This is a genomic window from Cupriavidus sp. FW305-26, assembly GCF_058787975.1.
Genome location: NZ_JBYTAH010000010.1, coordinates 1 through 25232, shown reverse-complemented (window position 1 = coordinate 25232; position 25232 = coordinate 1). Strand labels below are relative to the sequence as shown.

The 25232-nt window shown below is 67.1% G+C and carries 25 protein-coding genes and 1 pseudogene; 17 read left to right on the top strand and 9 right to left on the bottom strand.

Features of this window, described 5'->3' with window-relative positions; translation table 11 throughout:
• The first annotated feature begins 25 nt into the window (after nucleotides 1–25).
• Genes AC3WQZ_RS08495 through AC3WQZ_RS08460 form a run of 8 tightly spaced genes read left to right on the top strand, consistent with a single transcriptional unit; the run spans nucleotide 26 to nucleotide 5860 of the window.
• Nucleotides 26–703 (top strand): VOC family protein, encoded by a 678-nt coding sequence (locus AC3WQZ_RS08495; RefSeq protein ID WP_492300335.1) that lies wholly within the window; start codon nucleotides 26–28, stop codon nucleotides 701–703.
• 34 nt (nucleotides 704–737) lie between these two features.
• Nucleotides 738–1451: an alanyl-tRNA editing protein gene (locus AC3WQZ_RS08490; protein ID WP_010813556.1), complete on the top strand. Its 714-nt coding sequence runs from the start codon at nucleotides 738–740 to the stop codon at nucleotides 1449–1451.
• Nucleotides 1451–2089 (top strand): LysE family translocator, encoded by a 639-nt coding sequence (locus AC3WQZ_RS08485; RefSeq protein WP_010813557.1) that lies wholly within the window; start codon nucleotides 1451–1453, stop codon nucleotides 2087–2089. The genes AC3WQZ_RS08490 and AC3WQZ_RS08485 overlap by 1 nt, the downstream gene beginning before the upstream one ends.
• Before the next feature lie 57 nt (nucleotides 2090–2146).
• Nucleotides 2147–3130: a DMT family transporter gene (locus tag AC3WQZ_RS08480; protein WP_011615760.1), complete on the top strand. Its 984-nt coding sequence runs from the start codon at nucleotides 2147–2149 to the stop codon at nucleotides 3128–3130.
• An 11-nt stretch (nucleotides 3131–3141) separates the two neighbouring features.
• A complete protein-coding gene (locus tag AC3WQZ_RS08475) occupies nucleotides 3142–3603 on the top strand; it encodes a RidA family protein (protein ID WP_010813559.1) in 462 nt (153 codons plus the stop codon).
• A gap of 7 nt (nucleotides 3604–3610) precedes the next feature.
• Nucleotides 3611–3940, top strand: a complete 330-nt coding sequence (locus tag AC3WQZ_RS08470) for a DHCW motif cupin fold protein (protein WP_010813560.1) — start codon at nucleotides 3611–3613, stop codon at nucleotides 3938–3940.
• 53 nt (nucleotides 3941–3993) lie between these two features.
• Nucleotides 3994–5184 carry an aminotransferase-like domain-containing protein gene (locus tag AC3WQZ_RS08465; RefSeq protein ID WP_439668085.1) on the top strand — a complete coding sequence of 397 codons (1191 nt, stop codon included), beginning with the start codon at nucleotides 3994–3996 and terminating at the stop codon, nucleotides 5182–5184.
• 31 nt (nucleotides 5185–5215) lie between these two features.
• On the top strand, nucleotides 5216–5860 hold the full coding sequence (locus AC3WQZ_RS08460; RefSeq protein ID WP_010813562.1) for a glutathione S-transferase family protein: 645 nt from the start codon (nucleotides 5216–5218) through the stop codon (nucleotides 5858–5860).
• A gap of 34 nt (nucleotides 5861–5894) precedes the next feature.
• Here the strand turns inward: AC3WQZ_RS08460 and AC3WQZ_RS08455 are convergent, their stop codons facing one another.
• Entirely contained in the window at nucleotides 5895–6548 is a 654-nt protein-coding gene (locus tag AC3WQZ_RS08455; protein WP_011615762.1) for a LysE family translocator, read from the bottom strand.
• Between the two features lie 414 nt (nucleotides 6549–6962).
• Between AC3WQZ_RS08455 and AC3WQZ_RS08450 the strand changes: the two genes are divergently transcribed.
• Entirely contained in the window at nucleotides 6963–8645 is a 1683-nt protein-coding gene (locus AC3WQZ_RS08450) for an L-lactate permease (RefSeq protein WP_010813564.1), read from the top strand.
• Nucleotides 8646–8806: 161 nt separating this feature from the next.
• Nucleotides 8807–10636 (top strand): ABC transporter ATP-binding protein, encoded by a 1830-nt coding sequence (locus AC3WQZ_RS08445; protein WP_010813565.1) that lies wholly within the window; start codon nucleotides 8807–8809, stop codon nucleotides 10634–10636.
• A gap of 74 nt (nucleotides 10637–10710) precedes the next feature.
• Here AC3WQZ_RS08445 and parC read toward each other — a convergent pair whose 3' ends face one another.
• The 3 genes from parC to AC3WQZ_RS08430 form a co-directional block, all read right to left on the bottom strand.
• Nucleotides 10711–13053, bottom strand: a complete 2343-nt coding sequence (parC, locus tag AC3WQZ_RS08440) for a DNA topoisomerase IV subunit A (protein ID WP_492300333.1) — start codon at nucleotides 13051–13053, stop codon at nucleotides 10711–10713.
• Between the two features lie 72 nt (nucleotides 13054–13125).
• On the bottom strand, nucleotides 13126–13923 hold the full coding sequence (locus AC3WQZ_RS08435; protein ID WP_010813567.1) for a lytic transglycosylase domain-containing protein: 798 nt from the start codon (nucleotides 13921–13923) through the stop codon (nucleotides 13126–13128).
• A gap of 107 nt (nucleotides 13924–14030) precedes the next feature.
• On the bottom strand, nucleotides 14031–16022 hold the full coding sequence (locus AC3WQZ_RS08430; protein WP_010813568.1) for a DNA topoisomerase IV subunit B: 1992 nt from the start codon (nucleotides 16020–16022) through the stop codon (nucleotides 14031–14033).
• Nucleotides 16023–16368: 346 nt separating this feature from the next.
• Between AC3WQZ_RS08430 and AC3WQZ_RS08425 the strand changes: the two genes are divergently transcribed.
• Nucleotides 16369–17580, top strand: coding sequence for an MFS transporter (locus tag AC3WQZ_RS08425; protein ID WP_492300332.1), 1212 nt, complete (start codon nucleotides 16369–16371; stop codon nucleotides 17578–17580).
• Nucleotides 17577–17720, top strand: coding sequence for a hypothetical protein (locus AC3WQZ_RS08420; protein ID WP_155737093.1), 144 nt, complete (start codon nucleotides 17577–17579; stop codon nucleotides 17718–17720). Before AC3WQZ_RS08425 ends, AC3WQZ_RS08420 begins: the two co-directional genes overlap by 4 nt.
• Nucleotides 17721–17738: 18 nt before the next feature.
• On the opposite strand, the gene AC3WQZ_RS08415 is transcribed toward AC3WQZ_RS08420, so the two are convergent.
• Nucleotides 17739–19670: an ATP-binding cassette domain-containing protein gene (locus AC3WQZ_RS08415; RefSeq protein ID WP_011615765.1), complete on the bottom strand. Its 1932-nt coding sequence runs from the start codon at nucleotides 19668–19670 to the stop codon at nucleotides 17739–17741.
• 333 nt (nucleotides 19671–20003) lie between these two features.
• On the opposite strand from AC3WQZ_RS08415, the gene AC3WQZ_RS08410 reads away from it, so the two are divergent.
• On the top strand, nucleotides 20004–21182 hold the full coding sequence (locus tag AC3WQZ_RS08410; protein WP_010813572.1) for a benzoate/H(+) symporter BenE family transporter: 1179 nt from the start codon (nucleotides 20004–20006) through the stop codon (nucleotides 21180–21182).
• A 9-nt stretch (nucleotides 21183–21191) separates the two neighbouring features.
• Here the strand turns inward: AC3WQZ_RS08410 and AC3WQZ_RS08405 are convergent, their stop codons facing one another.
• A complete protein-coding gene (locus AC3WQZ_RS08405; protein ID WP_492300363.1) occupies nucleotides 21192–21701 on the bottom strand; it encodes a hypothetical protein in 510 nt (169 codons plus the stop codon).
• A gap of 260 nt (nucleotides 21702–21961) precedes the next feature.
• On the opposite strand from AC3WQZ_RS08405, the gene AC3WQZ_RS08400 reads away from it, so the two are divergent.
• The 3 genes and pseudogenes from AC3WQZ_RS08400 to AC3WQZ_RS08390 all read left to right on the top strand — a co-directional run bounded on the left by AC3WQZ_RS08400 (nucleotide 21962) and on the right by AC3WQZ_RS08390 (nucleotide 22947).
• The gene (locus AC3WQZ_RS08400; protein WP_010813574.1) at nucleotides 21962–22294 is read left to right on the top strand and encodes a DMT family transporter; all 333 of its coding nucleotides are present in this window, start codon (nucleotides 21962–21964) and stop codon (nucleotides 22292–22294) included.
• Nucleotides 22295–22315: 21 nt separating this feature from the next.
• Nucleotides 22316–22555, top strand: a pseudogene (locus AC3WQZ_RS08395) (type II toxin-antitoxin system HigB family toxin); the annotation flags it as partial.
• A gap of 29 nt (nucleotides 22556–22584) precedes the next feature.
• Nucleotides 22585–22947, top strand: a complete 363-nt coding sequence (locus AC3WQZ_RS08390; protein ID WP_492300361.1) for a helix-turn-helix domain-containing protein — start codon at nucleotides 22585–22587, stop codon at nucleotides 22945–22947.
• Between the two features lie 27 nt (nucleotides 22948–22974).
• Here AC3WQZ_RS08390 and AC3WQZ_RS08385 read toward each other — a convergent pair whose 3' ends face one another.
• The 3 genes from AC3WQZ_RS08385 to AC3WQZ_RS08375 form a co-directional block, all read right to left on the bottom strand.
• The gene (locus AC3WQZ_RS08385; protein ID WP_010813577.1) at nucleotides 22975–23211 is read right to left on the bottom strand and encodes a hypothetical protein; all 237 of its coding nucleotides are present in this window, start codon (nucleotides 23209–23211) and stop codon (nucleotides 22975–22977) included.
• A 31-nt stretch (nucleotides 23212–23242) separates the two neighbouring features.
• Nucleotides 23243–23452: a hypothetical protein gene (locus tag AC3WQZ_RS08380; RefSeq protein WP_058696641.1), complete on the bottom strand. Its 210-nt coding sequence runs from the start codon at nucleotides 23450–23452 to the stop codon at nucleotides 23243–23245.
• Between the two features lie 180 nt (nucleotides 23453–23632).
• On the bottom strand, nucleotides 23633–24010 hold the full coding sequence (locus AC3WQZ_RS08375; protein WP_010813579.1) for a hypothetical protein: 378 nt from the start codon (nucleotides 24008–24010) through the stop codon (nucleotides 23633–23635).
• Nucleotides 24011–24898: 888 nt separating this feature from the next.
• On the opposite strand from AC3WQZ_RS08375, the gene AC3WQZ_RS08370 reads away from it, so the two are divergent.
• Nucleotides 24899–25232 (top strand): hypothetical protein (locus tag AC3WQZ_RS08370; RefSeq protein WP_492300330.1); only part of this gene is annotated, 334 nt, incomplete at its 3' end.

The window sequence follows — 25232 nt, the reverse complement described above, 5'->3', positions numbered from 1 at the left end:
CTACCTTGTCTACCATCAAGCCAAGATGAAGCTCGCCCTCGATCACCTTGTCATCGCCGCGCCCGACCTGGACGCCGGCACGGACCATGTTGCCGGCCTGCTGGGCATTGCGCCCCAGGGCGGCGGTGCGCACACGGCCATGGGCACGCACAACCGTGTGCTGGGCATGTTCGGCGGCGTCTACCTGGAAGTGATCGCGGTCGATCCGACGGCAACAGCGCCGGCCCGGGCGCGCTGGTTCGGCCTGGACACCGAGGCCGTGCAGCAGCGCCTGCGCGACGGCCCCTTCCTGCTGCACTGGGCCGCGCGCGTGGAACGCCCCGCCGACCTGGGCCGGTGGCAGGCGCAGTACCCGGAGCGCATCGCCCCGGTCATCCCGATGACCCGCGGCGGCCTGCACTGGCGCATCACCGTGCCCGAGGATGGCAGCCTGCCGGCCTGGCCGGGCGAAGCCGACAGCGCCGGCGACGGCCTGCTGCCCAGCCTGATCCAGTGGGACGTGGCCAGCTACCCCGGCGCCAGCCTGCCGCGGCAGGGCCTGGCGCTGCGCAGGCTGTCCGGGCGCCACCCGCGCGCCGAACTGCTGCGCCAGGGGCTGGCCTGGCTGGGCGCCGACCACCTCATCGCCATCGAGCAGGCCGAAGGCCCGCCTGAACTGAGCGCCGAAATCGAAACCGCGCAGGGCATCCGCACCCTGCGCTAGCCACACCCGGAACAAGCCCACCAGGAGACCCCCGATGTCCGCCACCCGCAAGCGCTTCGACGAAGACCCCTACCTCGACCACTGCACCGCCACCGTGGTGGCGGCCGGCGCCGAAGGGATCGAACTCGACGAAACCGTGTGCTACGCGCGCAGCGGCGGCCAGGCCGGCGACACCGCCACGCTGGCGCTGGCCGACGGGCGCACGGTGGCCATCGCCGACACCATCTACGCCGAAGACCGCAGCCGCATCCTGCATGTGCCCGCACCGGATGCGCCGCTGCCGCGCGTGGGCGAGCGCGTCACCGTGACCATCGACTGGGCGCGCCGCCACAAGCTGATGCGGCTGCATACCTGCCTGCACCTGCTGGGCTCGCTGATCCCGGTGCCGGTGACCGGCTGCGGCATCTCGCCGGAGTCGGCGCGCGTCGACTTCGACCTGCCGGAATCGACCCTGGACAAGGCCGACCTGACCGAACGCCTGAACGCGCTGATCCACGCCGACACCGCCGTGCGCACCACGCTGATCACGCCGCAGGAACTGGCCGCCCAGCCCGAGCTGGTGCGCACCATCGGCGCCGCGCCGCCGGCGGGCACGGCCAGCATCCGCATCATCGAAATCCCCGGCGTGGACCGCCAGCCCTGCGGCGGCACGCACGTGGCCAACACCAGCGAGATCGGCGCAGTGGTGGTGACCAGGATCGAGAAGAAGAGCCGCACCAACCGGCGCGTGGTGGTCGCGTTCGCGTGATGGCGTCCGGCTTGCTCACCGGCCTGACGGCCGCGCAGTTCCTGGCCCTGCTGACCCTGCTGACGGTGGGCCTGTTCACGCCCGGGCCCAACACCACCATCGCCGCGGTCACCGGCGCCAACTTCGGGCTGCGCGCCACGCTGCCGCACTGCGTGGGCGTGGCCTTCGGCTTTGCCAGCATCCTGGCGCTGTGCGCACTGGGCGTGGGCGCGCTGATCCTGGGCCAGCCCGCGCTGGCCGCCAGCGTGCACCTGGCCGGCGTGGCCTACCTGCTGTGGCTGGCGTGGAAGATCGCGCGCAGCACGGTGCTGGCGCAGAAGCAGGTGCTGCGCCCGCTCAGCGTGTGGCAGTCGGCGGTGCTGCAGTACGCCAACATCAAGGCGTGGATGCTGGCGCTGGCAGTCGCGGCCTCTTACATGACGGGCGCGCCCTCGCCGCTGCAGCGCGTGCTGCTGGTGTGCGGCTTGTTCGCAGTGCTGGGCTTTGTCAGCAACGGCGTGTACGGCGTGCTGGGTGCGTCGTTGCGGCAATGGCTGCAGCAAGGCCAGCGCGTGAGCTGGTTCAACCGCGCCATGGGCGCGGCGCTGGCGCTGACCGCGCTGTGGATTGCGGTCAGCGCCAGCCCGGGCATGCAGTGACCCGCGGCGATCCGATTCCGAGCCGATTCCGAGCCGATGACAACCAAGACCCCGACCATGCCCGCCAGCCGCCCCGCTTCTCCGCCACTGACGTCTGCCCCACCGGCCTCCGGCGGCATGCTGCTCGGCTTTGTCGGCGTGGCGATCTTCAGCCAGACGCTGCCGTTCACGCGCATGGCGGTGGCCGAGCTGGACCCGGTCTTTGTGGCACTGGCGCGCGCCGTGCTGGCGGCGCTGCTGGCGCTGGCGCTGCTTGCCTGGCGCGGCGCGCTGTCCGCCAGCCGCCGCCCGCGCGGCGGCCAGTGGCCGCGGCTGGCCGTGACCGCGCTGGGCGTGGTGGCGGGTTTCCCGCTGTTTTCTTCGCTGGCGATGCGCGAGGTGCCGGCCAGCCACGGCGCCATCGTGATCGGCCTGCTGCCGCTGGCGACCGCGGTATTCGCCGCCTGGCTCGGGCGTGAGCGGCCGTCGCCGGCGTTCTGGCTGTCGGCCGTGGCCGGCAGCGCGCTGGTGGTGGGCTTTGCCGTCTGGCAGGGTGCCGGCGGCCTGCAGCATGCGGACTGGTACCTGTTCGCCGCCGTGGTGCTGGGCGCGCTGGGCTATGCCGAGGGCGGCAAGCTGTCGCGCGAGCAGGGCGGGCTGGAAACCATCAGCTGGGCGCTGGTGGTGTCGCTGCCGGTGCTGGTGCCGGTGGTGGCCTGGCTGACCCTGCGCGACCTGCCGGCAATAGCCGCGGCGTCGCCGCGCGCCTGGGGCGGCATGGCCTATGTGTCGGTGTTCTCGATGTTTGTCGGCTTCCTTTTCTGGTACGCCGGCCTCGCAAAAGGCGGCGTGGCGCGCGTCGGCCAGATACAATTGCTGCAGCCGTTCCTGACGCTGGCGGGCGGTGCGCTGATCCTGGCCGAGCCGCTTGACGCCCCCACCATCGCCTTCGCGGTGGCGGTGATCGCCGTCGTGGCCCTCGGCCGCCGCGCCGCCGTGCAGCAAAGCGCACCCGCCCCCGCCCCGGAAACGCCACCGATCCTCCCTGGACGCATTCACTGACTGGAGCCTACATGTCCGTCTACGACACCCTTGCCCGCCTCGGCATCGAACTGCCGGCCGTCAACGCCCCCGCCGCCGCCTATGTAATGGCCGCGCAAACCGGCAACACCGTGTTCCTGTCGGGCCATATCGCCCGCAAGGACGGCAAGGTATGGACCGGCAAGCTGGGCAAGGACATCGATACCGAGTCCGGCAAGGCCGCAGCGCGCGCGATCGCCATCGACCTGCTGGCCACGCTGCACGCGCATGTGGGCGACCTGAACCGCGTCACCCGCATCGTCAAGGTGATGAGCCTGGTCAACTCGACTCCCGAATTCACCGAGCAGCACCTGGTCACCAACGGCGCGTCGGAGCTGCTGGCCGAAGTGTTCGGCGACAAGGGCAAGCATGCGCGCAGCGCCTTCGGCGTGGCGCAGGTCCCGCTGGGCGCCTGTGTCGAGATCGAGATGATCGCCGAAGTGAAGGCGGCCTGAGGCCCGCATGCGCATCGACAACCTGCCCTTCGGCACCACCGACTGGTCGGCCATCGCGCCGACCCGCCACCCCGGCGAGCAGGGCGAGGCCACCTGGCGCACGCGCCAGTTCGGCGACATCCGCGTGCGCATGGTCGAATATTCGCCGGGCTACCTGGCCGACCACTGGTGCAGCAAGGGCCATATCCTGTTCGTGCTGGACGGCGAGCTCCATACCGAGCTGGAAGACGGCCGGCAGTTCGTGCTCGGCGCGGGCACCAGCTACCAGGTAGCCGACCAGGCGGAAGCGCACCGTTCGTCCTCGCCGAAGGGCGCACGACTATTTATCGTTGACTGAGCGGCAGGCTTGCCGCTCAGCCCAGAACTCCCCCAGACCACAAGAGACACATCATGAAATGGGCCATCTCCCGCCGGGCACAGCAACTGACCAGCTCGGCCATCCGCGAAATCCTGAAGGTCACCGAGCGTCCGGAAGTCATTTCGTTCGCCGGCGGCCTGCCGTCGCCGGCCTCGTTCCCGGTAGCGGCCATGGAGGCAGCGACGGCCCGCGTATTCGCCGACAACCCGCAGGCGGCGCTGCAATACGCCGCGACCGAAGGCTACCTGCCGCTGCGCGAGTTCGTCGCCAGGCGCCATGGCGCGCCGGTCGAGCGCGTGCTGATCACCACCGGCTCGCAGCAGGCACTGGACCTGATCGCCAAGGTGATGATCGACCCGGGCAGCAAGGTGCTGGTGGAAACCCCCAGCTACCTCGGCGCGCTGCAGGCGTTCTCGCTGTTCGAACCTGAGTTCGTCTCGATCCCCAGCGATGACAAGGGCCTGCTGCCCGAGGCGCTGACGCCCGAGCTGACCGCCGGCGCGCGCTTCCTGTACGCCCTGCCCAACTTCCAGAACCCGACCGGGCGCCGCCTGCCGCTGGAACGCCGCGAGGCGCTGGTGGCCCGCGCCAAGGAACAGGGCGTGCTGCTGGTCGAGGACGATCCCTACGGCGCGCTCAGCTACACCGGCGACCAGCTGCCCAGCCTGCTGTCGATGAATCCGGACGGCGTGATCTACATGGGCTCGTTCTCGAAGATCCTGGCCCCCGGCATGCGCCTGGGCTACGTGATCGCCCCGCCCGAGCTGCACTTCAAGCTGTGCCAGGCCAAGCAGGCGTCTGACCTGCACACGCCGACCTTCACCCAGCGCGTGGCCTACGAGACCATCCGCGACGGCCTGCTCGACACGCATATCCCGACCATCCGCGAGCTCTACGGCAAGCAGTGCCAGTACATGCTGGATGCGCTCAAGCGCCATATGCCCGAGGGCGTGACCTGGAACGAGCCCGAAGGCGGCATGTTCATCTGGATGGAGCTGCCCGAGGGCCTGGACAGCATGGTGATCCTGGAAGAAGCCGTGAAGCGCAACGTGGCCTATGTGCCGGGCGCGCCGTTCTACGCCAGCAACCCGAAGCGCAACGCGCTGCGCCTGGCCTTCGTCACGGTGTCGGCAGAGCGCATCGAGCAGGGCGTGGCCATCCTTGGCGAGCTGTTCCGCGAAGCCATCGCCGCGGCCGCCGCCAGGCAACCGCGCGCGGCCTGAAGCCCGGGCGCGCATCATCACTGGAGCCGAAATGTTGCGTATCTGGGGCCGACTCTCCTCCATCAACGTGCAGAAAGTGGTCTGGTGCGCGCGCGAGCTGCACCTGGACCATGAGCGCGTGGATATCGGTGTGACCAAGGGCGACCTCGACACCGAGGCCTATGTGCGCCTGAACCCGAACCGCCAGATCCCCGTGATCGAGGATTTCCGCGGCACCGATGTCGGCGGCGAGCCCTTCGTGCTGTGGGAATCCAATGCGATCGTGCGGTACCTGTGCGCGCGCTACGGCGAAGGCACGCTGTGGCCCGAGGACGTCAAGGCACGCGCCTCGGCCGACCGCTGGATGGACTGGCAGACCACCGCCTTCAGCCCGGCCATGGTGACGGCGTTCCTGAACCTGGTGCGCAAGCCGAAGGCGGAGCGCGACGAGGCTGCCATCAAGGCATCGTGCGAGCGCACCGAGCCGCTGGCCGAACTGCTGGACAAGGCGCTGGCCGGGCGCGAGTTCATCGGCGGCGACCGCTTCACCATGGCCGACATCTCGCTGGCCTGCGCCGCGCACCGCTGGATGGGGCTGCCGCTCAAGCACCAGTCGCGCCCCAACCTGGAGCGCTGGTTGAGCGCAATGCGCGCCCGCCCCGCCGCGGACGGCATCCTGGAACTGCCGCTGCGCTGAGCCGCGGCAGTTTTTTCTTTCCTGCCGTCCTGCCTTACTTCGCCGCGCGCGAGCCCGACGCCGCGGTAAATACCCCCAGCCCGATAAACGCCGCGCCGGTCAGGTAGCGGCCGAGCGCGCGCGCCCTGCCGGCGCGGCGCAGTGCCGGCATCACCGCGGCGGCGGCCATCACGTAGCAGGCGTCCGTGGTCGCGGCGATCAGCACGAAGGCCACGCCCAGTGCCAGGCTCTGCGTCAGCGCCGAGCCTGCCGGGTTCATGAACTGCGGCAGGAAAGCGGCAAAGAAGATCGCGGTCTTGGGATTGAGCAGCGCCACCACGAAGCCGTCGCGCACCACCTGGCGCAGGCTGCGTGGCGCTGCTTCAACCGTGCCGCCGTCAGCCGCCGCGGCGCCGCCACGCAAGGCGCGGATGCCCAGCCAGATCAGGTAGGCCGCCCCTGCGTACTTGACCACCGAAAACGCCAGCGCCGATACCGAGAACAGCACCGCCAGCCCCAGCGAGGCGCCGATCGCGTTGCCCAGGTTGCCCAGCGCCACCGCGCCGATCGAGGCCAGCCCGGCCTGCCGGCCCTGCGCCAGGGTGCGCGTGACGATATAGACCACGGCCGGGCCGGGCGTGATGGCCAGCGCCAGGCTGGCCAGCACGAATGCGGTCAGCAAAGGCCAGGGGGGAAGGAATTCGGTCATGGGCAGCCTCATTCAATGGTTGGATGCGGGCGGCAGCGCGCCTGCGGCATGACGCCCGCCAGTATGCGCCGAGCGCCGGCGCTTGTGCCAGTCCCGGCATGGCTGCCGGGCCGGTCATGCAAGCCGGTGGCAGGCACGCAGACTTTTGCAACAGGCGCCGTTTAGAGTACTCTCGCCGGAGTGCCTGGAAGGCACCACGTGCGCCGCAATGCCCCCCAGGGAAACCCTGATCCCTGAATGTGGCTCATGCCAGGCATGACGCAATATACGACAGCGAACACGGAACCCGTTCCTACAATCGCTGGTTCTTTCCCGCGCGCGGCGGATGCCGCTCGCCGGGGCAAAGCGCATGCACGGCGCCGAGGGCACGCAGATCGTCCCGGCGCCTGAGCCAACCTGAGGAGGACATCGATCGTGTGGAGTCAAGTCTATGACCCGCTAGGCAATATGGCGCTGTCGACCATTGCCGCGGGCATTCCCGTCGCCGTGCTGCTGGCAGCGCTGGCGTTCTTTCATATGCAGGCCCACCTGGCGGCGGGGCTGGCGTTGCTGATCGGCATCGTGGTCGCCTCCACGGTGTTCGGCATGCCGGCGGCAATGGCCGGCAAGGCGGCGGGGCTGGGCATCGTGTCCGGGCTGTTCCCGATCGGCTGGATCGTGCTGAACATCATCTTCCTGCACCGGCTGACAACCCTTAACGGGTCATTCAAGGTCTTGCAGAACTCGATCTCCGGCATCACCGAGGACCGCCGCCTGCAGCTGCTGCTGGTGGCGTTCAGCTTCGGCGCCTTCTTCGAGGGCGCGGCCGGCTTCGGCACACCGGTGGCCGTGACCGGCGCCATCCTGATCGGCCTGGGCTTCTCGCCGCTGGCCGCCTCGGGCCTGGCGCTGATCGCCAACACGGCGCCGGTGGCCTACGGCGCGCTGGGCGCCCCGATCATCGGCCTGGCGTCGGTGACCGGGCTGGACCTGCTCGACCTGTCGGCCATGATCGGCCGCCAGCTGCCGTTCTTCTCCGTGATCGTGCCGTTCTGGCTGATCTGGGCCTTTGCCGGCTTCCGCGGCATGCTGGCGATCTGGCCGGCGATCCTGGTGGCGGGCGTGAGCTTTGCGATCCCGCAGTTCCTGGTGTCGAACTACCACGGACCGTGGCTGGTGGACGTGATCGCCGCGCTGGTGTCGATGGGCTCGCTGACGCTGTTCCTGAAGGTCTGGCATCCGAAGGAGATCTGGACCTCGACCAGGATCCTGGGCCGCCACGACGACTCCAAGGTCGACCATCCCGAAGCGCTCGAAGCCGATGCCCGCGCCAGCGCCGCCTCGGCCGGCATCTCGGTGGCCAAGGCCTGGATGCCGTGGGTGATCCTGACGGTGTTCGTCTTTGTCTGGGGCGTGCCCGAGTTCAAGAAGCTGATGGATAGCCTGTGGGCGTGGAAATTCCCGATCCCGGGGCTGGACAAGGCCATCGTCAAGGTGCCGCCGGTCGTGCCCAAGGACGTCATCGAAGGCGCGGTCTTCAACTTCAACGTGCTGTCGATGGCCGGCACCGGCATCTTTGTCTCGGCCATCGCCGGCGGCCTGCTGATGGGCTACTCGGTGCCGCGCCTGTTCAAGGAATACTGGGAAACCATCAAGCTGGTGCGCTACTCGCTGCTGACCATCTGCGCGATGTTCGGCGTCGGCTACCTGACCCGCTACTCGGGCCTGGATGCCACGCTGGGCCTGGCCTTCGCCCACACCGGCGTGTTCTATCCGCTGTTCGGCACCATGCTGGGCTGGCTGGGCGTGGCGCTGACCGGTTCGGACACGGCCTCGAACGTGCTGTTCGGCGGCCTGCAGAAGACCACGGCGGAGCAGCTGGGCCTGTCGCCGGTGCTGATGGCCTCGGCCAACAGCTCAGGCGGCGTGATGGGCAAGATGATCGATGCGCAGTCCATCGTGGTGGCCTCGACCGCGACCAAGTGGTACGGCCACGAAGGCGACATCCTGCGCTATGTGTTCTTCCACTCGATCGTGCTGGCGATCCTGGTGGGCCTGTTCGTGACGCTGCAGGCCTATGTGCCGCCGTTCACGCATATGGTGATCCACCACCCCTGACCATTCAGAAGTTTCCGCACTGCGGTTCTGACAAGGCCCCGCCCCTGGCGGGGCTTTTCCATTGTGCAAGGCGCGTATCATGTTGTGTCTGATCCGCCGCACGCGCGCCCCCACCTCCCACGAAGACGCCAGGGCGCGCCGGGCACAACGGGAAACCTGCCATGTTGCGTCGCCTGGAAAGACTGATCGACCCCTTCCGGGGCATGCCCGACCACGAGCCGCCCGGCCAGGTCTGGCGCTTTTATGCCTGGTACCTGCGCGAAGTGTGGGGTGTGTTCGCGCTGCTGTTGCTGGTGGGTCTGGTCGGCGCACTGATCGAGGTGGCGCTGTTCAGCTTCCTCGGCCGGCTGGTCGACATGGCACAGACCACGCCAGGCGCGGAGTTCTTCAGCCGGCATCGCAACGAGCTGCTGTGGATGGCCGTGGTGGCGCTGCTGCTGCGCCCGATCTTCTTCGGCCTGCACGACGTCCTTGTGCACCAGGTCATCAACCCCGGCCTGGCCAACCTGATCCGCTGGCAGAACCACCGCTACGTGCTCAAGCAGAGCCTGTCGTTCTTCCAGAATGATTTTGCCGGGCGCATCGCGCAGCGCATCATGCAGACCGGCTTCTCGCTGCGCGATTCCGCGGTGCAGGCGGTGGACGCAATCTGGCACGTGGTGATCTACGCGATCAGCTCGCTGGTGCTGTTCGCGCAGGCCGACTGGCGGTTAATGATCCCGCTGCTGCTGTGGATCGCGTGCTACGTGGCCGCCCTGCTCCACTTCGTGCCGCGCGTGAAGCAGCGTTCGGTAGTCGCCACGGAATCGCGTTCCCGGCTGATGGGGCGTATCGTCGACGGCTACACCAATATCACCACACTCAAGCTGTTCGCCCACACCCGTCACGAGGAAGACTATGCGCGCGACGCCATGTCCGAGCAGACCGAGAAGTCGCGGCTGGCCGGGCGCATGATCAGCGGCATGGACATCACCATCACCGCCATGAACGGCGCGCTGATTGCCGGCACCACGGGGCTGGCCCTGTGGCTGTGGAGCGAGGGGCACGTCACCACCGGCGCGATTGCGCTCACCACCGGGCTGGTGATCCGCATCAACAATATGTCCGGCTGGATCATGTGGGTGGTCAACGGCATCTTCGAAAACGTCGGCCAGGTGCAGGACGGCATGAAGACGATAGCCGTGCCGCGCGTGGTGACCGACCGCGCCGACGCGAAGCCGTTGCGCGTCACCCATGGCGAGGTCCGCTTCGAGCGGGTGGGATTCCACTATGGCAAGGGCTCAGGCGTCATCGAAGGCGTGGACCTGACGGTGCGCCCGGGCGAGAAGATCGGGCTGGTCGGCCCCTCCGGCGCCGGCAAGTCGACGCTGGTCAACCTGCTGCTGCGACTCTACGACGTCGAGCGCGGCCGCATCCTGATCGACGGCCAGGACATCGCCGCGGTCACGCAAGAAAGCCTGCGCGCACAGATCGGCATGGTCACGCAGGACACCTCGCTGCTGCACCGGTCGATCCGCGAGAACCTGCTCTACGGCAAACCCTCCAGTACCGAGGCTGAACTGCAGCAAGCCCTGCACCGCGCCCGCGCCGACGAATTCACCCCGCACCTGGTCGACGCCCACGGCAATACCGGGCTGGAGGCACAGGTCGGCGAGCGCGGCGTGAAGCTGTCAGGCGGACAGCGCCAGCGCATTGCCATCGCGCGCGTGCTGCTCAAGAATGCGCCGATCCTGATCCTGGACGAAGCCACCTCGGCCCTGGATTCGGAAGTGGAAGCGGCAATCCAGGAAAGCCTGGAAACGCTGATGCAGGGCAAGACCGTGATCGCCATCGCCCACCGGCTGTCGACGATTGCGCGCATGGACCGGCTGGTGGTGCTGGACAACGGCCATATCGTGGAAAGCGGCACGCACGCGCAATTGCTGGCGCACGGCGGACTGTATGCGCGGCTGTGGGCGCATCAGACCGGGGGATTTGTGGGAGTGGATTGAGTCGCTGGTTTGCTCCCCTCTCCCGCTTGCGGGAGAGGGGAGCAAACATTCGCCTGGGCTGACGATTCAGCTAATCAATTGCCGCCAGCCGGCGGCTCCACGCGCACCGGATCGATGCGCGGCTCCTTGAGCTTGGCCTCGATCGCCTTGCCCTTGCGCGCGCGCTTGCCGACGTAGGCCTGCAAGGCCACGCCTGCCAGCTTCTGCGAGGTCGGCTTGCCGCCGCGCCCCGCGCCCGAGAGCATCAGCCCCGGCGCGCCGACGCCCACCGCCTGCAGCAGCTTCTCCTTGGGTTCCAGCTCGATCAGGATCACGCCACGCCCGCCGGCGGACAGCACCTTCACTTCATCGAGCGCCACCAGCAGCAGGCGGCCGTTGCCGGACAGGCAGGCCACATGCGTGGCCTCGTCGCCGATCGGCGCCGGCGCCAGCGGCGTGTCGCCGTCATCCAGCGTCAGGAACGACTTGCCGCCCTTCTGCCGGCTGATCATATCGCCGACCTTGGTCTGGAAGCCATTGCCGCCCGCGGTGGCGATCAGCATGCGCTGCTCCGCGCTGCCGGCAAAGGTGTGCGCGACCTGGCTGCCGGACTGCAACTCGATCAGCGTGGTGATGGGCACCCCGTCGCCGCGCCCGCCAGGCAGGCTGGCGACCGGCACGGAATAGACCCGGCCGTTGGTGCCGAAGACCAGCAGCACGTCGACGGTACGGCATTCGAAGGTGCCGTAGAGCGCGTCGCCGGCCTTGAAGGTGAACTGCTGCGCGTCGTGGCCATGGCCCTGGCGCGTGCGCACCCAGCCCTTCTGCGACATCACCACCGTCACCGGCTCGTCGATCACGCGCACTTCGGCCGCGGCGCGGCGCTCTTCCTGGATCAGCGTGCGGCGCGGATCCTTGTCTTCCGGGCTGTACTGCTTGGCGTCGGTCTCGATCTCCTTGATGATGCGGCGGCGCATCATGGTCTCGGACTTGAGCAGCACGTCCAGGTCGGCCTGCTCCTCGCGCAGTTCCTTGAGTTCCTTTTCGATCCGGATCGCTTCCAGGCGCGCCAGCTGGCGCAGCCGGATTTCGAGGATGTCCTCGGCCTGGCGGTCGCTCAGGCCGAAGGCCTCGATCAGCGCCGGCTTGGGCTCGTCGCTCTCGCGGATGATGCGGATCACCTCGTCGATATTGAGCAGCACCAGCATCCGGCCTTCGAGGATATGGATGCGGTCCTCGACCTTGCCCAGGCGGTGGCGCGTGCGGCGCGTGACGGTGTCGAAGCGGAACGCGATCCACTCCGACAGGATCTCGCGCAGGCCCTTCTGGCGCGGGCGCCCGTCGGTGCCGATCATCACCAGGTTGATCGGCGCGCCCGACTCCAGGCTGGTATGCGCCAGCAGCGTATGGATGAACTCCTGCTGGCCGACGTTCTTGCTCTTGGGCTCGAACACCAGCCGCACCGGCGCATCCTTGCCCGATTCGTCGCGCACCGCATCCAGCACTGCCAGCACGGTGGCCTTGAGCTGCTGCTGGTCCTGCGTCAGCGTCTTCTTGCCGGTCTTGATCTTGGGGTTGGTGATTTCCTCGATCTCTTCCAGCACCTTCTGCGCCGAGGTGTTCGGCGGCAGCTCGGTCACCACCAGCTGCCACTGGCCGCGCGCCATCTCCTCGATGGTCCAGCGCGCGCGCACCTTCAGGCTGCCGCGGCCGCCCTCGTAGATCTGGGCGATATCGGACGCCGGCGAGATGATCTGGCCGCCGCCCGGGTAGTCCGGCCCCGGCATCAGCGCCAGCAGCTCGGCCAGCGTGATATTGGGATTGCGGATCATCGCCACGGTGGCCGCGGCGACTTCGCGCAGGTTGTGCGGCGGGATCTCGGTCGCCATGCCCACCGCGATGCCCGAGGCGCCGTTGAGCAGCACGAACGGCAGCCGCGCCGGCAGCAGCCTGGGCTCCTGCATCGAGCCGTCGTAGTTGGGGGCGAAATCGACCGTGCCTTCATCGATCTCATCGAGCAGCAGCCGCGAGATCGGCGTCAGGCGCGCTTCGGTGTAGCGCATCGCCGCCGCGCCGTCGCCATCGCGCGAGCCGAAGTTGCCCTGGCCGTCGATCAGCGGGTAGCGCAGCGAGAAGTCCTGCGCCAGGCGCACCAGCGCGTCGTAGGCGGACTGGTCGCCATGCGGGTGGAACTTGCCCAGCACGTCGCCGACCACGCGCGCGGACTTGACCGGCTTGGCGTCGGCGCGCAGGCCCATCTCGTGCATCGCGAACAGGATGCGGCGCTGCACCGGCTTCTGGCCGTCGGCCACCTCGGGCAGCGCGCGGCCCTTGACCACGCTGACGGCGTAGTCCAGGTAGGCGCGCTCGGCGTAGCGCGCCAGCGTCAGCGAATCGGCCGGCTCTTCAGGTTGAAACGTGATGTCTTGTTGTTCCATGGGTAGGCAAGAATTCGGCGCGCCACGTTGAACTGCCGGCGCGCCGGGTTGCTTGTTGTTCGGGTATGCCGGTCAGGGCATGGCGCGGCGCCCGCCGATGACCATCTTCACGCGCGGGCCGTCCGCGCTGGCGCTGGCGCGCCTGAGCACCGCGCCCTGCTGCGGCTGGTACAGCCGGTAAAACTGCAGCACGGTGCTGACATACTGCCGGGTCTCCGGGTAAGGCGGAATGCGGTTGTTGTAGCGCTGCACCGCGCCCTCGCCGGCGTTATAGGCAGCCAGCACCAGCTCCAGGTTGTTCGGGAACAGCTGCATCAGCCAGCTCAGGTAGCGCACGCCCGCGGTGATATTGGTGCGTGGATCGGCCAGCTTCTGCTCGATGCTTCGGCGCGCATCGGCGTTCACGCCAAAGCGCGCGCCGGTGTCGGGGATCACCTGCATCAGGCCGATCGCGCCCTTGGGCGACACCGCGCCCGGGTTGAAGCCCGACTCGACCGCCATCACCGCCTTGACCAGCGCGGGATCGACATCCTGCTTGCCGGCGATCTGGTGGATCAGCGGCTCGACGGTCTTGATATTGGGATGGTTGACGACGTAGCGGTACAGCTTGTGCTGCTCCAGGTCGATGTCAGCGCCAGCGGCCGCCTGCGACTGCCGCGCCGCCAGGCGCGCGGTATCCAGCTTGCCGCCATCCTTCATGAACAGCTTGTAGCGCGCGTCGAGCTTCTGGTCGGCAAAGTGCGCCACGCCATCGGCATCGATAAAGCCCCACAGCTCGGCATGCGCCGCCGGCACGAAGGCGAGCCCGGCCAGCGCCACGACGGCTGCCGCCGCCTTGCGCCATGGTTTGCCGGGAGTTCTCGTCGTCATCGTGCGTTCCAGATTACTGTCCGTTGGCGGCCGTCGGGAATGACGGCCAGGCAGACTGGGGGATTATCTACCCAATCACCGGCCGCCGCTTTCCGCTCAGGTTTCGCTCAGATATCGGCCTCGACCTCGTTGCCCTTCTCTTCCAGCCAGCTGCGGCGCTGTGCGGCCTCGCCCTTGCCCATCAGCATATTCATCATCTCGACGGTCTGCGGCAGGTCGTATTCGCCCAGCGACACGGGCAGCAAGCGCCGCGTGTCGGGGTTCATGGTGGTTTCCCAGAGCTGCTCGGCGCTCATTTCGCCCAGGCCCTTGAAGCGGGAAATCTGCCACGAGTTTTCCTTGACGCCGTCCTTGAGCAGCTTGTCCTGGATGGCCAGCAGCTCGCCTTCGTCCAGCGCGTACAGCTTCTGCGCCGGTTTCTTGCCGCGCGCGGGCGCATCGACGCGGAACAGCGGCGGACGCGCCACAAAGACGTTGCCGGTCTCGATCAGCTTGGGGAAGTGCCGGAAGAACAACGTCAGCAGCAGCACCTGGATATGCGCGCCGTCCACGTCCGCGTCGGACAGGATGCAGATCTTGCCGTAGCGCAGGTTGGACAGGTCGGGCTCGTCGTTGGCGCCGTGCGGGTCCACGCCGATCGCCACCGCGATGTCGTGCACCTCGTTGTTGGCAAAGAGACGGTCGCGCTCGGTCTCCCAGGTATTGAGCACCTTGCCGCGCAGCGGCAGGATGGCCTGGAACTCCTTGTCGCGGCCCATCTTGGCCGAGCCGCCGGCCGAGTCGCCCTCGACCAGGAACAGTTCGTTGCGGGTCACGTCGGTGGACTCGCAATCGGTCAGCTTGCCGGGCAGCACCGCCACGCCGGAGCCTTTTTTCTTTTCGACCTTCTGCGCCGCGCGCGTGCGCGCCTGGGCCTGGCGGATCACCAGCTCGGCCAGCTTCTTGCCGTACTCGACATGGTGGTTCAGCCACAGCTCCAGCGCCGGACGGCTGAAGGTGGAGACCAGCCGCACCGCGTCGCGGCTGTTCAGGCGTTCCTTGATCTGGCCCTGGAACTGCGGGTCCAGCACCTTGGCCGAGAGCACGAACGAGGCGCGCGCAAACACGTCTTCGCTCATCAGCTTGACGCCCTTGGGCTGCAGCGCGTGCATCTCGATAAAGCTCTTGACCGCCTGGAACAGCCCTTCGCGCAGGCCGGATTCATGCGTGCCGCCGGCCGGCGTCGGGATCAGGTTGACGTAGGACTCGCGCACCGGCGCGCCGTCTTCGGTCCAGGCCACCACCCAGGAGGCGCCTTCGCCGTCGGCAAAGCCTTCATCGCCGGGATTGGCGTCGGGGTCGGCAAAATGCTCGCCCTCGAACATCGGGATCACCAATTCCGCGCCGCTGCCCTGCGCCAGCGCCTCGACCAGGTAGCCCTTCAGGCCCTGGTCGTACTGCCAGGTCTGGCGCTCGCCGGTCTTCTCGGTCACCAGCGTGACCTTGACGCCGGGCAGCAGCACCGCCTTGCTGCGCAGCAGGCGCTGCAGCTCGGCCAGCGGGATCGCGGCCGAGTCGAAATACCTGGCATCCGGCCACACCTGCACGCGGGTGCCGCTCTTCTTCTCGCCCCGCTCGATCTTGCGCGAGGCCAGCGGCACGGTCACGTCGCCGCCGGAGAAGGTCAGCGTCGAGCACATGCTGTCGCGCCACACGGTCACGTCCAGCTGCGTCGACAAGGCATTGGTCACCGACACGCCCACGCCGTGCAGGCCGCCCGAGAAGGCATAGGCACCGCCCTTGCCCTTGTCGAACTTGCCGCCGGCGTGCAGCCGGGTGAAGACGATCTCGACCACCGGCACGCCTTCTTCCGGGTGGATGCCCACCGGGATGCCGCGGCCGTCGTCTTCCACGCTGAGGCTGCCGTCGCGATGCAGGGTCACCAGGATCTCGGAGCCGTGGCCGCCGAGGGCCTCGTCCGAGGCGTTGTCGATCACCTCCTGCACGATATGCAGGGGGTTGTCGGTCCGGGTGTACATGCCGGGACGCTGCTTGACCGGCTCCAGGCCCTTCAGGACCCGGATGGAAGATTCGCTGTACTGACTGGTTTTGCTCGCCATGGAGTCGCTACGAAAGTGATGGTCCCGGCTGCCATGAGGCGCACAACTGTGCACGCGCCGGGGCACCGGGCACTGCATTGTAATGGAAGCGGGCGACGGCAATCCCGCCAAAAAGGCGCTTGGCCTGCCGACCCGCGCTGGCGCCGGTTTTGCCGGGCCGCCGCCACTTTTTGCCAGGGCGCCGGCAGCGCGGGCAGCGCCGTACGCGTTTTCCCGAGCCGGAGTAAACTCGCCAGCACCCGGCCCCGGCAAGCCCGATTGCCGTCCCGGCATGGACAACAACAAGCACACACAATCCCTGTCGGCACCGCTTACCCGGCGGGACTGCCGCACATCGAGCCAAGACATGCAGAACCGACAACTCTCCCTGACCACCGTACTTGTGTGCGGTGGGCTGCTCGTGACCCTTTCAATGGGCATCCGGCACGGCTTCGGCCTGTTCAACCTGCCGATCACCCAGGCCCATGGCTGGAACCGAGAGACCTTCGCCTTCGCGCTGGCGCTGCAGAACCTGATGTGGGGCGCCAGCCAGCCCTTTGCCGGGGCGCTCGCCGACAAGTTTGGCGCGCTGCGCATCATGCTGGTCGGCGTGGCGCTGTACGTGGCCGGGCTGGTGGTGATGGCGCTGGCCACCAGCGGCACCGCCTTTGCCACCGGTGCCGGCGTGATGATCGGCATCGCCCAGTCCGGCACCACCTACAGCATCGTCTACGGCGTGATCGGCCGTGTGGCCAGCCCCGAGAAGCGGGTCTGGGCCATGGGCATCGCCGCCGCGGCCGGCTCCTTCGGCCAGTTCCTGATGATCCCGGTGGAACAGGGCCTGATCTCCGGGCTGGGCTGGCAGAGCGCCCTCTATGTAATGGCATTGATGGCCTGCGTGATGCTGCCGCTGGTGCTGACGCTGCGCGAGCCGCGCGAAGCGGCCCACACCGGCGGCCACCACCAGACCATCGGCCAGGCCGTGCACGAAGCCTTCGGCAACCGCAACTTCCAGCTGCTGACGCTGGGCTACTTCGTGTGCGGCTTCCAGGTGGTGTTTATCGGCGTGCACCTGGCGCCCTACCTGAAGGACCAGGGCCTGACCGACCCCAAAGTCGCCGTCGTGGCGCTGGCGCTGATCGGGCTGTTCAATGTATTCGGCACCTATACCGCGGGTGCGCTGGGGCAGCGCCTGCCCAAGCGCTACCTGCTGTCCGCCATCTACGTGACGCGCTCGGTGGTGATCGCCAGCTACCTGCTGCTGCCGCTGACGGTGGCCAGCACCTGGGTGTTCGCGGCGGTCATGGGCTTCCTGTGGCTGTCCACGGTGCCGCTGACCAACGGCATCATCGCCCAGGTGTTCGGCGTGAAATACCTGTCGATGCTATCGGGCGTGGTGTTCTTCTCGCACCAGATCGGCAGTTTCCTGGGTGCCTGGCTGGGCGGCTTCCTCTACGACCGCACCGGCGGCTACAACACCGTGTGGCTGATCGCGATCGCGCTGGGCGTGGTGGCCGCGCTGGTGAACCTGCCGATCCGCGAGCAGGCGCTGGTGCGCGCGCAGCCGGCGGCGGCATGATGAGCACGACCCAGGCGCGCGTGATGAAGGCAGCCGGGCTGGCGGTACTGGCCGGGGTGCTGGCGCTTGGGTTCGTGGGTTACCTGCGGCCGGGGTTCATGGTCGACCTGACCAACATGGTGTTGGCCTGGTGCGGGTGAGGGTCGGCTTGCCTGACCTCAGGCCCCCTCGCCCTTCGACTTCGCCTCCAGCACTTCCCAGCGCTCCAGCGCTTCCAGCAGTTCCATCTCGATCTCGTCGTGCCGCGTGCCCAGCTGCGCGGCCTTGGGCGCATCGCTGACATAGAGCGAGCCGTCCGCGAGCTGTGCCGAGATCACCTTCTGCTCGGTTTCCAGCGCGGCAATGCGCTCCGGCAGGCCGTCCAGTTCGCGCTGCTCCTTGTACGACAGCTTGACCGTACGATTGGCGCCGCGCGCTTCGCGCGAATCCTTGCCCTTCACCGGCTCTGCCGCCTTCTGCTCCGGCTTGCGCGCCGCTTGCAGCGCCGCGCTGCGGGCCGACTGCTCGACCCAGTCGGAATACCCGCCCACCGACTCGCGCCACACGCCATCGCCCTCGGCGGCCAGGGTCGAGGTCACCACGTTGTCCAGGAAGGCGCGGTCGTGCGAGACCAGGAACACGGTGCCGCCATAGTCCTGCAGCAGTTCTTCCAACAGTTCCAGCGTGTCGATGTCGAGATCGTTGGTCGGCTCGTCCAGCACCAGCACATTGGCCGGGCGCGCAAACAGGCGCGCCAGCAGCAGCCGGTTGCGCTCGCCACCAGACAGCGACTTGACCGGCGAACGCGCGCGCTCCGGCGCGAACAGGAAGTCGCCCAGGTAGCTCATCACATGCTTGCGCTGGCCGTTGACCTCGACCCAGTCGCTGCCCGGGCTGATGGTGTCGGCCAGCGAGCGCTCCAGGTCCAGCGCGGTGCGCATCTGGTCGAAGTACGCCACCTGCAGGTTGCTGCCGTTGCGCACGGTGCCGCTGTCCGGCGCCAGTTCGCCCAGGATCAGCCGCAGCAGCGTGGTCTTGCCGGCGCCGTTGGGGCCGATCAGGCCGACCTTGTCGCCGCGCATGATGGTGGCGGTGAAGTCGCGCACCACCACCTTGTCGCCGTAGGCCTTGCTGACGTCGGTCAGCTCGGCCACGATCTTGCCGGAGCGGTCGGCCTGCGACACCTCCAGCCTGACATTGCCCTGCACCTCGCGCCGCGCGGCGCGCTCGTTGCGCATCGCCACCAGGCGCTGGATGCGCGACACGCTGCGAGTGCGGCGCGCCTCCACCCCCTTGCGGATCCACACCTCTTCCTGCGCCAGCAGCTTGTCGAACTTGGCCTGCTCGACCTGCTCGGCGGCAAGCATCTCTTCCTTGCGCGCCTGGTAGGCGGCGAAGTTGCCGGGGAAGGACACCAGCCGGCCGCGGTCCAGTTCGATGATGCGGGTGGCGACGCGGTCGAGGAAGGCGCGGTCGTGGGTGATCAGCAGCACGCTGCCGCGGAAGCCCAGCAGCAGGTCTTCCAGCCAGCGGATCGCTTCCACATCGAGGTGGTTGGTGGGCTCGTCCAGCAGAAGGATGTCGGGCTCGGCCACCAGCGCCTGCGCCAGCGCCACGCGTTTCTGCAGGCCACCGGACAGTGCCTCGACGCGCGTGTGCGAATCCAGCCCCAGGCGCGCCAGCGTGGTTTCCACGCGGGTGCGCAGCTGCCAGGCGCCGGCGGCGTCGAGCTCGGACTGCAGCCGGTGCAATTCGGCCAGCGCGGCTTCGTCGTCGTGGTTCTCGGCGACGCGGTCGGCGGCGGCCTCGTAGCGCACCAGCAAGTCGTGCGCATCGCCCATGCCCTGCGAGACCGCGTCGAACACGGTGATGCCCGCCTCGAACTGCGGCTCCTGCGGCACGTAGGCGCTGGTCACGCCGCTCTGGCGCGCGATCAGCCCGTCGTCGGGCGCCGACAGCCCCGCCACGATCTTCAGCAGCGAGGACTTGCCCGAACCGTTGCGCCCGATCAAACCCACGCGCTCGCCGGCCTCCAGCGAAAAGTCGGTGTGATCGAGCAGGGCCACGTGCCCGAAGGCAAGCTGGGCGTCGGTAATGGAAAACAGGGCCATGGGAAAAAGACGAGACGACGAGGGAAAGGAGGGACGGCCTGGCAGCCAGGGCTGGCGTGGCACGGCAGCCCGCATTGTAGACGACCGGGGCCGGGCCAAGGCTGGCCCCAAAAAAGAAGGGCCCGCGCACTGCGGGCCCAAGAGTCTCTCCTCGGTGCCCTGCTCGCAAGGCACGAAGCCAGCATAACAACGCCCCCCTGCCCGCTCCAGTCGGAAAAGTCCGTAAGGGAAAGCCCCGTCAACCGCGATTTCTGGACGCCGCCGCGGCAAATTGGTACGACCAAGGCACTCATGCGAAGATGTCGGCCGTGCCAATGGCCTGCTGCCACCTTCATGACCACCGCTTCGCTGAAATTGTCCGACCTGTCCGTGTCCGCGCTGGTCGCCGGGCTGGTCGCCACGCTCACCGGCTATACCAGTTCGCTGGTGCTGATGATCCAGGCCGGCCACGCCGCCCACCTGACCGATGCCCAGATTTCGTCCTGGATCTGGGCGCTGTCGATGGGAATGGGGATCACCACCATCAGCCTGTCGCTGGCGCTGCGCGTGCCGATCGTGGTGGCCTGGTCCACGCCCGGCGCGGCGCTGCTGATCGCCAGCCTGCCCGGCGTGCCCTACGCGGAAGCCATCGGCGCCTTCCTGCTGGCCGGGCTGATGATGGCCGCGGCCGGCATGACCGGGTGGTTCGACAAGCTGATGCGCGCCCTGCCCGCCAGCATCGCGTCAGCCCTGCTCGCCGGCATCCTGTTCCGCATCAGCGTGGATGTGTTCGTGCAGGCGCAGCACCAGACCGTGCTGCTGCTGGCGATGTTCGCCGCCTACCTGCTCGGGCGGCGCCTGTGGCCGGCCTATGCGGTGCCAGGGGTGCTGCTGACCGGGGCGGTGGTCGCCGGCGTGCTCGGCCAGCTCGATTTCTCGGGCGTGCGGCTGGCGTTGGCGGTGCCGGTGTGGACCACGCCGGCATTCTCGCTGTCAGCCTTGGTCAGCATGGCGGTTCCGCTGTTCATCGTGGCGCTGGCCTCGCAGAACATCCCCGGGCTGGCCGTGCTGCAAGCCGACGGCTACCACGTGCCGGCCTCGCGCCTGATCTCGATCACCGGCCTGACCTCGGCCGTGCTGGCGCCGTTCGGCTCGCACGGCGTCAACCTGGCGGCGATCACCGCCGCCATCTGCACCGGCCCGCAGGCCGACCCCGACCGCAACCGCCGCTATACCGCGGCCGTGGTCTGCGGCGTGGGCTACCTGGTCGCGGGCACGCTGGCGGCCAGCATCGCGGCGCTGTTTGCGGCCTTTCCGCAAGCGCTGGTGGTGGGCGTGACCGCGTTCGCACTGATGGGCTCGATCGCCAACGGCCTGACCGTGGCCATGCAAATCCCGGCCGAGCGCGAAGCCGCGCTGCTGACCTTCATGATCACGGCGTCCGGCATGACCCTGGCGGGTGTCGGCTCCGCGTTCTGGGGCGTGGTGGGCGGCATGCTGGCGTTCCACGTGCTGCGCCGGCGCGCCGCCTGAGCATCGCCGCTAGAGCATCAGGAAAGCCACGTCCGCGTAGCCGATATCGTCGGACGACACGCCCCTGCGGCGCTGGAACAAGACATGCTGCAGCATGCGGTCGCGATGGGCCGCGAAGGTTTCCGGATCCAGGTTCAACGCCGCGCGCGCGTAGTGCTCGGCCATCAGCTTGTAGACGCGATGACGCACCTGCAGCATCTCGTTCGCCGCCTGGAGCCGGCTCATTTCCCCCACATGGTCTTCGTCCAGCTGACGCATGCTGACCACCACCCGGGCATGCATGCCCCGGTAGCGATCGACCTCCGCATGGGCCTTGCGCAACTCTTCGCGCAGCGACCGCACCTCCTGCAACAGCTTCAGGTTGTGCTGCACGCCGCGTTGGATGCGCGAAGCCTCTTCCAGTGCTTGGTCCGCCGCGGCGATGGTGTCCTGCCACGGATTCGCGTCCGGCGCGGGCGCCCCGTCCCCGGGCTGCGAAGACGTCCCGGCGGCCGTGCCGTCGATGCCATTGTGATGCATACCGCTCCCCTTACCCATGCCCGCCGCCGGCATCGTGGGGTTCGTGCCGGCTTGGTCGGGCCAACTACCGCGACTGCCCTGTAGGACTTGTGCCGCGGGCCGGCCATGCGCCCGCTTGTTCTCTTCGTTATAGCCACATTCAATCCTCCATCACCGCTTTGCACAACCACCGCAACGGAGGGGCGCGGCTTTGGCGCAACATGCGGGAGCGCTAAGATGCCGGCTTCGGCCCGTTTCGGCCCACCCATTTATGCGCTCCCATGAACGGATACTTGCTCCTCGCCCTCGCCATCGTCGCCGAAGTCATCGCCACCAGCAGCCTGAAGGCGTCGCAGGGTTTTACGCGCCTGGTCCCCAGTGTGCTGGTCGTGACCGGCTATGTGGCGGCGTTCTATTTGCTGATGCTGGTGATGCGGACAGTGCCGGTGGGGATTGCCTATGCGATCTGGAGTGGGGCCGGGATCGTGCTGGTGTCGCTGATCGCGGTGGTGCTGTACCGCCAGGTGCCGGATCTGGCGGCTTGCGCTGGGATTGGTCTGATTATTGCCGGCGTCGCCGTCATTCAGCTGTTTTCGAAGACTAGCGCGCATTGATCATAGGTATGCTCGGCAGAGATGACCCCTCATCCACTCTTGCCGCAGTCCCATTTTGGGACTGGCATTGCCCACATGCGAATCATAGCGAAGGGGTCTTTGCTGCAATTCAGCAAGTTCCACCCCGAAGCCAGGCAACCGCTGCTTGCCTGGCATGAAGAAGCCCGCTGCGCGGCCTGGACCGCGCCCAGGGACATCAAGGCACGCTACGCCAGTGCCAGCTTCGTCGGCAGCAACCGCGCGGTCTTCAATCTCGGCGGGAACAAGTACCGGCTTATCGTCGCTGTCGCATACCGATTGGGGGTCGTCTGCGTGAAGTTCAAGCGCTGGCCGCGGTCTCCGCCCTGGTCGACGCAGACCCTGCGCCCGACACGCCTGAGGGCGACAAGCTGGAAATCCTCTCCATGCTGGTGGAACGGTATGAAGCCGGGCACTTTCCGATGGATCTGCCGGATCCGATCGCCGCGATCCGCTTTCGCATGGAACAAGCTGGCCTCACGCCACGCGACATGCAACCGTACCTGGGTAACCTCAACCGCGTATATGAAGTGCTCAATGGCAAGCGCGCGCTGAGTCTGGCCATGATCCGGCGGCTGCACCGTGACCTGAAGATTCCCGCGAACGTGCTGATCGCCGAACGCAGTGCGGCATGAGCACTTGCGCAGCGACTGGCGCGCGTGCTAGCCAAAGCGCGCATCGATCTGCTTCCTGGCCCAGTCCGAGGCATGCTGCCATGCCTCGCCTTCGCTGAAGAACTGGCCCGGAACAAGATGGTGATCGAAGACCTTGAGTGGCGCGCCATCCGCCGCTTTCGCGCAGATGGTCACCTCACCTTGCCAGGGGCCGCCAACGCCAAGGGACGTTGCCGATGCTTCATACCAGTGGTCGCGGTAATACGTGAACCCTTGGAGATCCATGTCTTTCTCCACTTGTGGCGTTCAGGAAGTGTCAGTCGTTGGCGTCGCCTGAAGTGGCCTGGTCAATCTCCCGTTTCGCGGACGCATAAGCGTTATCAATCGCGACCGATTCCGTAGGAGCAAGCGCCCCGGTGTTGTGCCGGTGTCCGTGACCGCGGATGCCATATGACCAGTCCCACTGGCCGCCCGAGTCCTTTATGACCTGGATCGAGATCTCTCGGCCTTTGTATTTCAGTTCCATGGCGAGCGCTCCGGAGTTTGGAGGATCGTAGCATGAAGCACCTGTCAATCCAGGCCCTCGACGGCGAGGCTGGCGCCATCCTCTCGGACTGAAACTCCGGGGAATGCCTAGATCGAGTTGGGGAGGAAGCACTGCTGGGAACCACAGCGGTCCCGGCATTCTTCGCCCTGAGTGGCGTAGCTAGGGCGCGCGACGCCCATAGCGGGAGAGATATTCCGGCGCGAACGTCGCCCCCCATCCCGTGTGTATGCGTTCGATCGCTTTAGCCTGGCAAACGCCGGTGCTGATAAGGCGGTGCACTTCGGCATCAACATGTTCCTCAGTGAAAATGCGGGTTTTCACCGGCTCGCCATCATCTGGGCAATGAAACCGTGCCACAAGCGTACTCGGTATGAGATCGGAGAACCACGCATGATTCCCATCTAATTGCCCTCCTTGGCGGTTCATGAGGAACGAAACGGGACCCAACACCATGACGCCCGCGAGCACGAATGCGGCGCGCTTAGCGCCCACCAACCAAAAGCACGCAAGTGCGCCGAACAGTGCGATTGCGCCCATGAATCAGTCCATCCTTTGGAGCGTGCGTGTTGTGACAGCGCCCATGGTAAGTGCCCCCTTCCGGCTAGGTTCTGATAAGAGGCGGCCATTGTACCGTGAGCCGGGCAACTCCCCCGTCCTAGCGCGGGCCACGCCTCCACCGTCTTCCGGTGCTTCGCTTCACACGCCCCTAGCGCTTTCAGCACGCCCCTCATCCCCCATTCCTGCCACGCATCGCATCATAGTCGGCCGTAGCGGTCGCGTCCGGCAGGTCGCCACAGGCCTCTTGGCGGCGATGGATCGACTACACGCGGGCACCGAATCGAAGGGGTTTCACGGATGGGAGAACGGGCTGTGCGAGCCCGCCGGCGACCAACTGGAGGAAGTACGGCACGAGTTGGAAATTTTGCTGGCGAGCACGCCAAGGCAAACAAGCCTGATCACGGGCGCCGACTTCGATCCTGAGGCGTTCGAGCGCATCTGGAAGTCGGAAGCCGTCCAGCGAGCAGCAAGCAGCTATGGCTGGCGCGGCTTGGCCGAGGCCGTCTGGGCAGACGCCTTTCACGAAGTGTCGCGGACTTGCCAGCGCCCCCGGAGAACATCGTGCTTTGCGGGGAATGCATCTACCGAGATTAGGTCCCTCCCCACAGGCTGATGAAGCGATCACCAAGATCTTGACGCTCAATCCGGTGGGTCTCTTTGGCCTTCAGGTCAGTCACGAGCCAGGATGACCCGAGCCTGCAAGCACATAAACTATAATCTTGGCGCTTTCCCGTACTTACTCTGTTCATCAAATAAAAGCAGTTGCGGCTCTTCAATCGCGCAATCGCACCAAGGTTCATGAAAATATTGCGACAAGGAAGTATCGATACACAAGCAAAGCTATGGATGCCTGTGCGAGGTTGCCTTATGTTATTGTTGTTGGCAGGGCAAAATCTCCTGATTTTTTGGCGACATTACTTTGATGGCATCGCGTTCCCCGACGACTTCCTGTTGACTTATCACGCCATTCCGTACTACTGGATCGAGGCAGTCAAGTTGGGCAAAGGGATCGCCTGGATTCCTTTTCAGGGTATGGGGTATCCCTTGTTCCTGAACCTGCAAAGCGGAGAGTTTTATCTTCCATTCTGGCTGTTTCCCTTGTTTGACGGAACATACACCATCCATGCCGCTGTCGTGATGCAAGGCGCGCACGTGCTGCTTGGAAGTATCGGCGCGGCCGTCTGCGCACGACTGTTGGGGG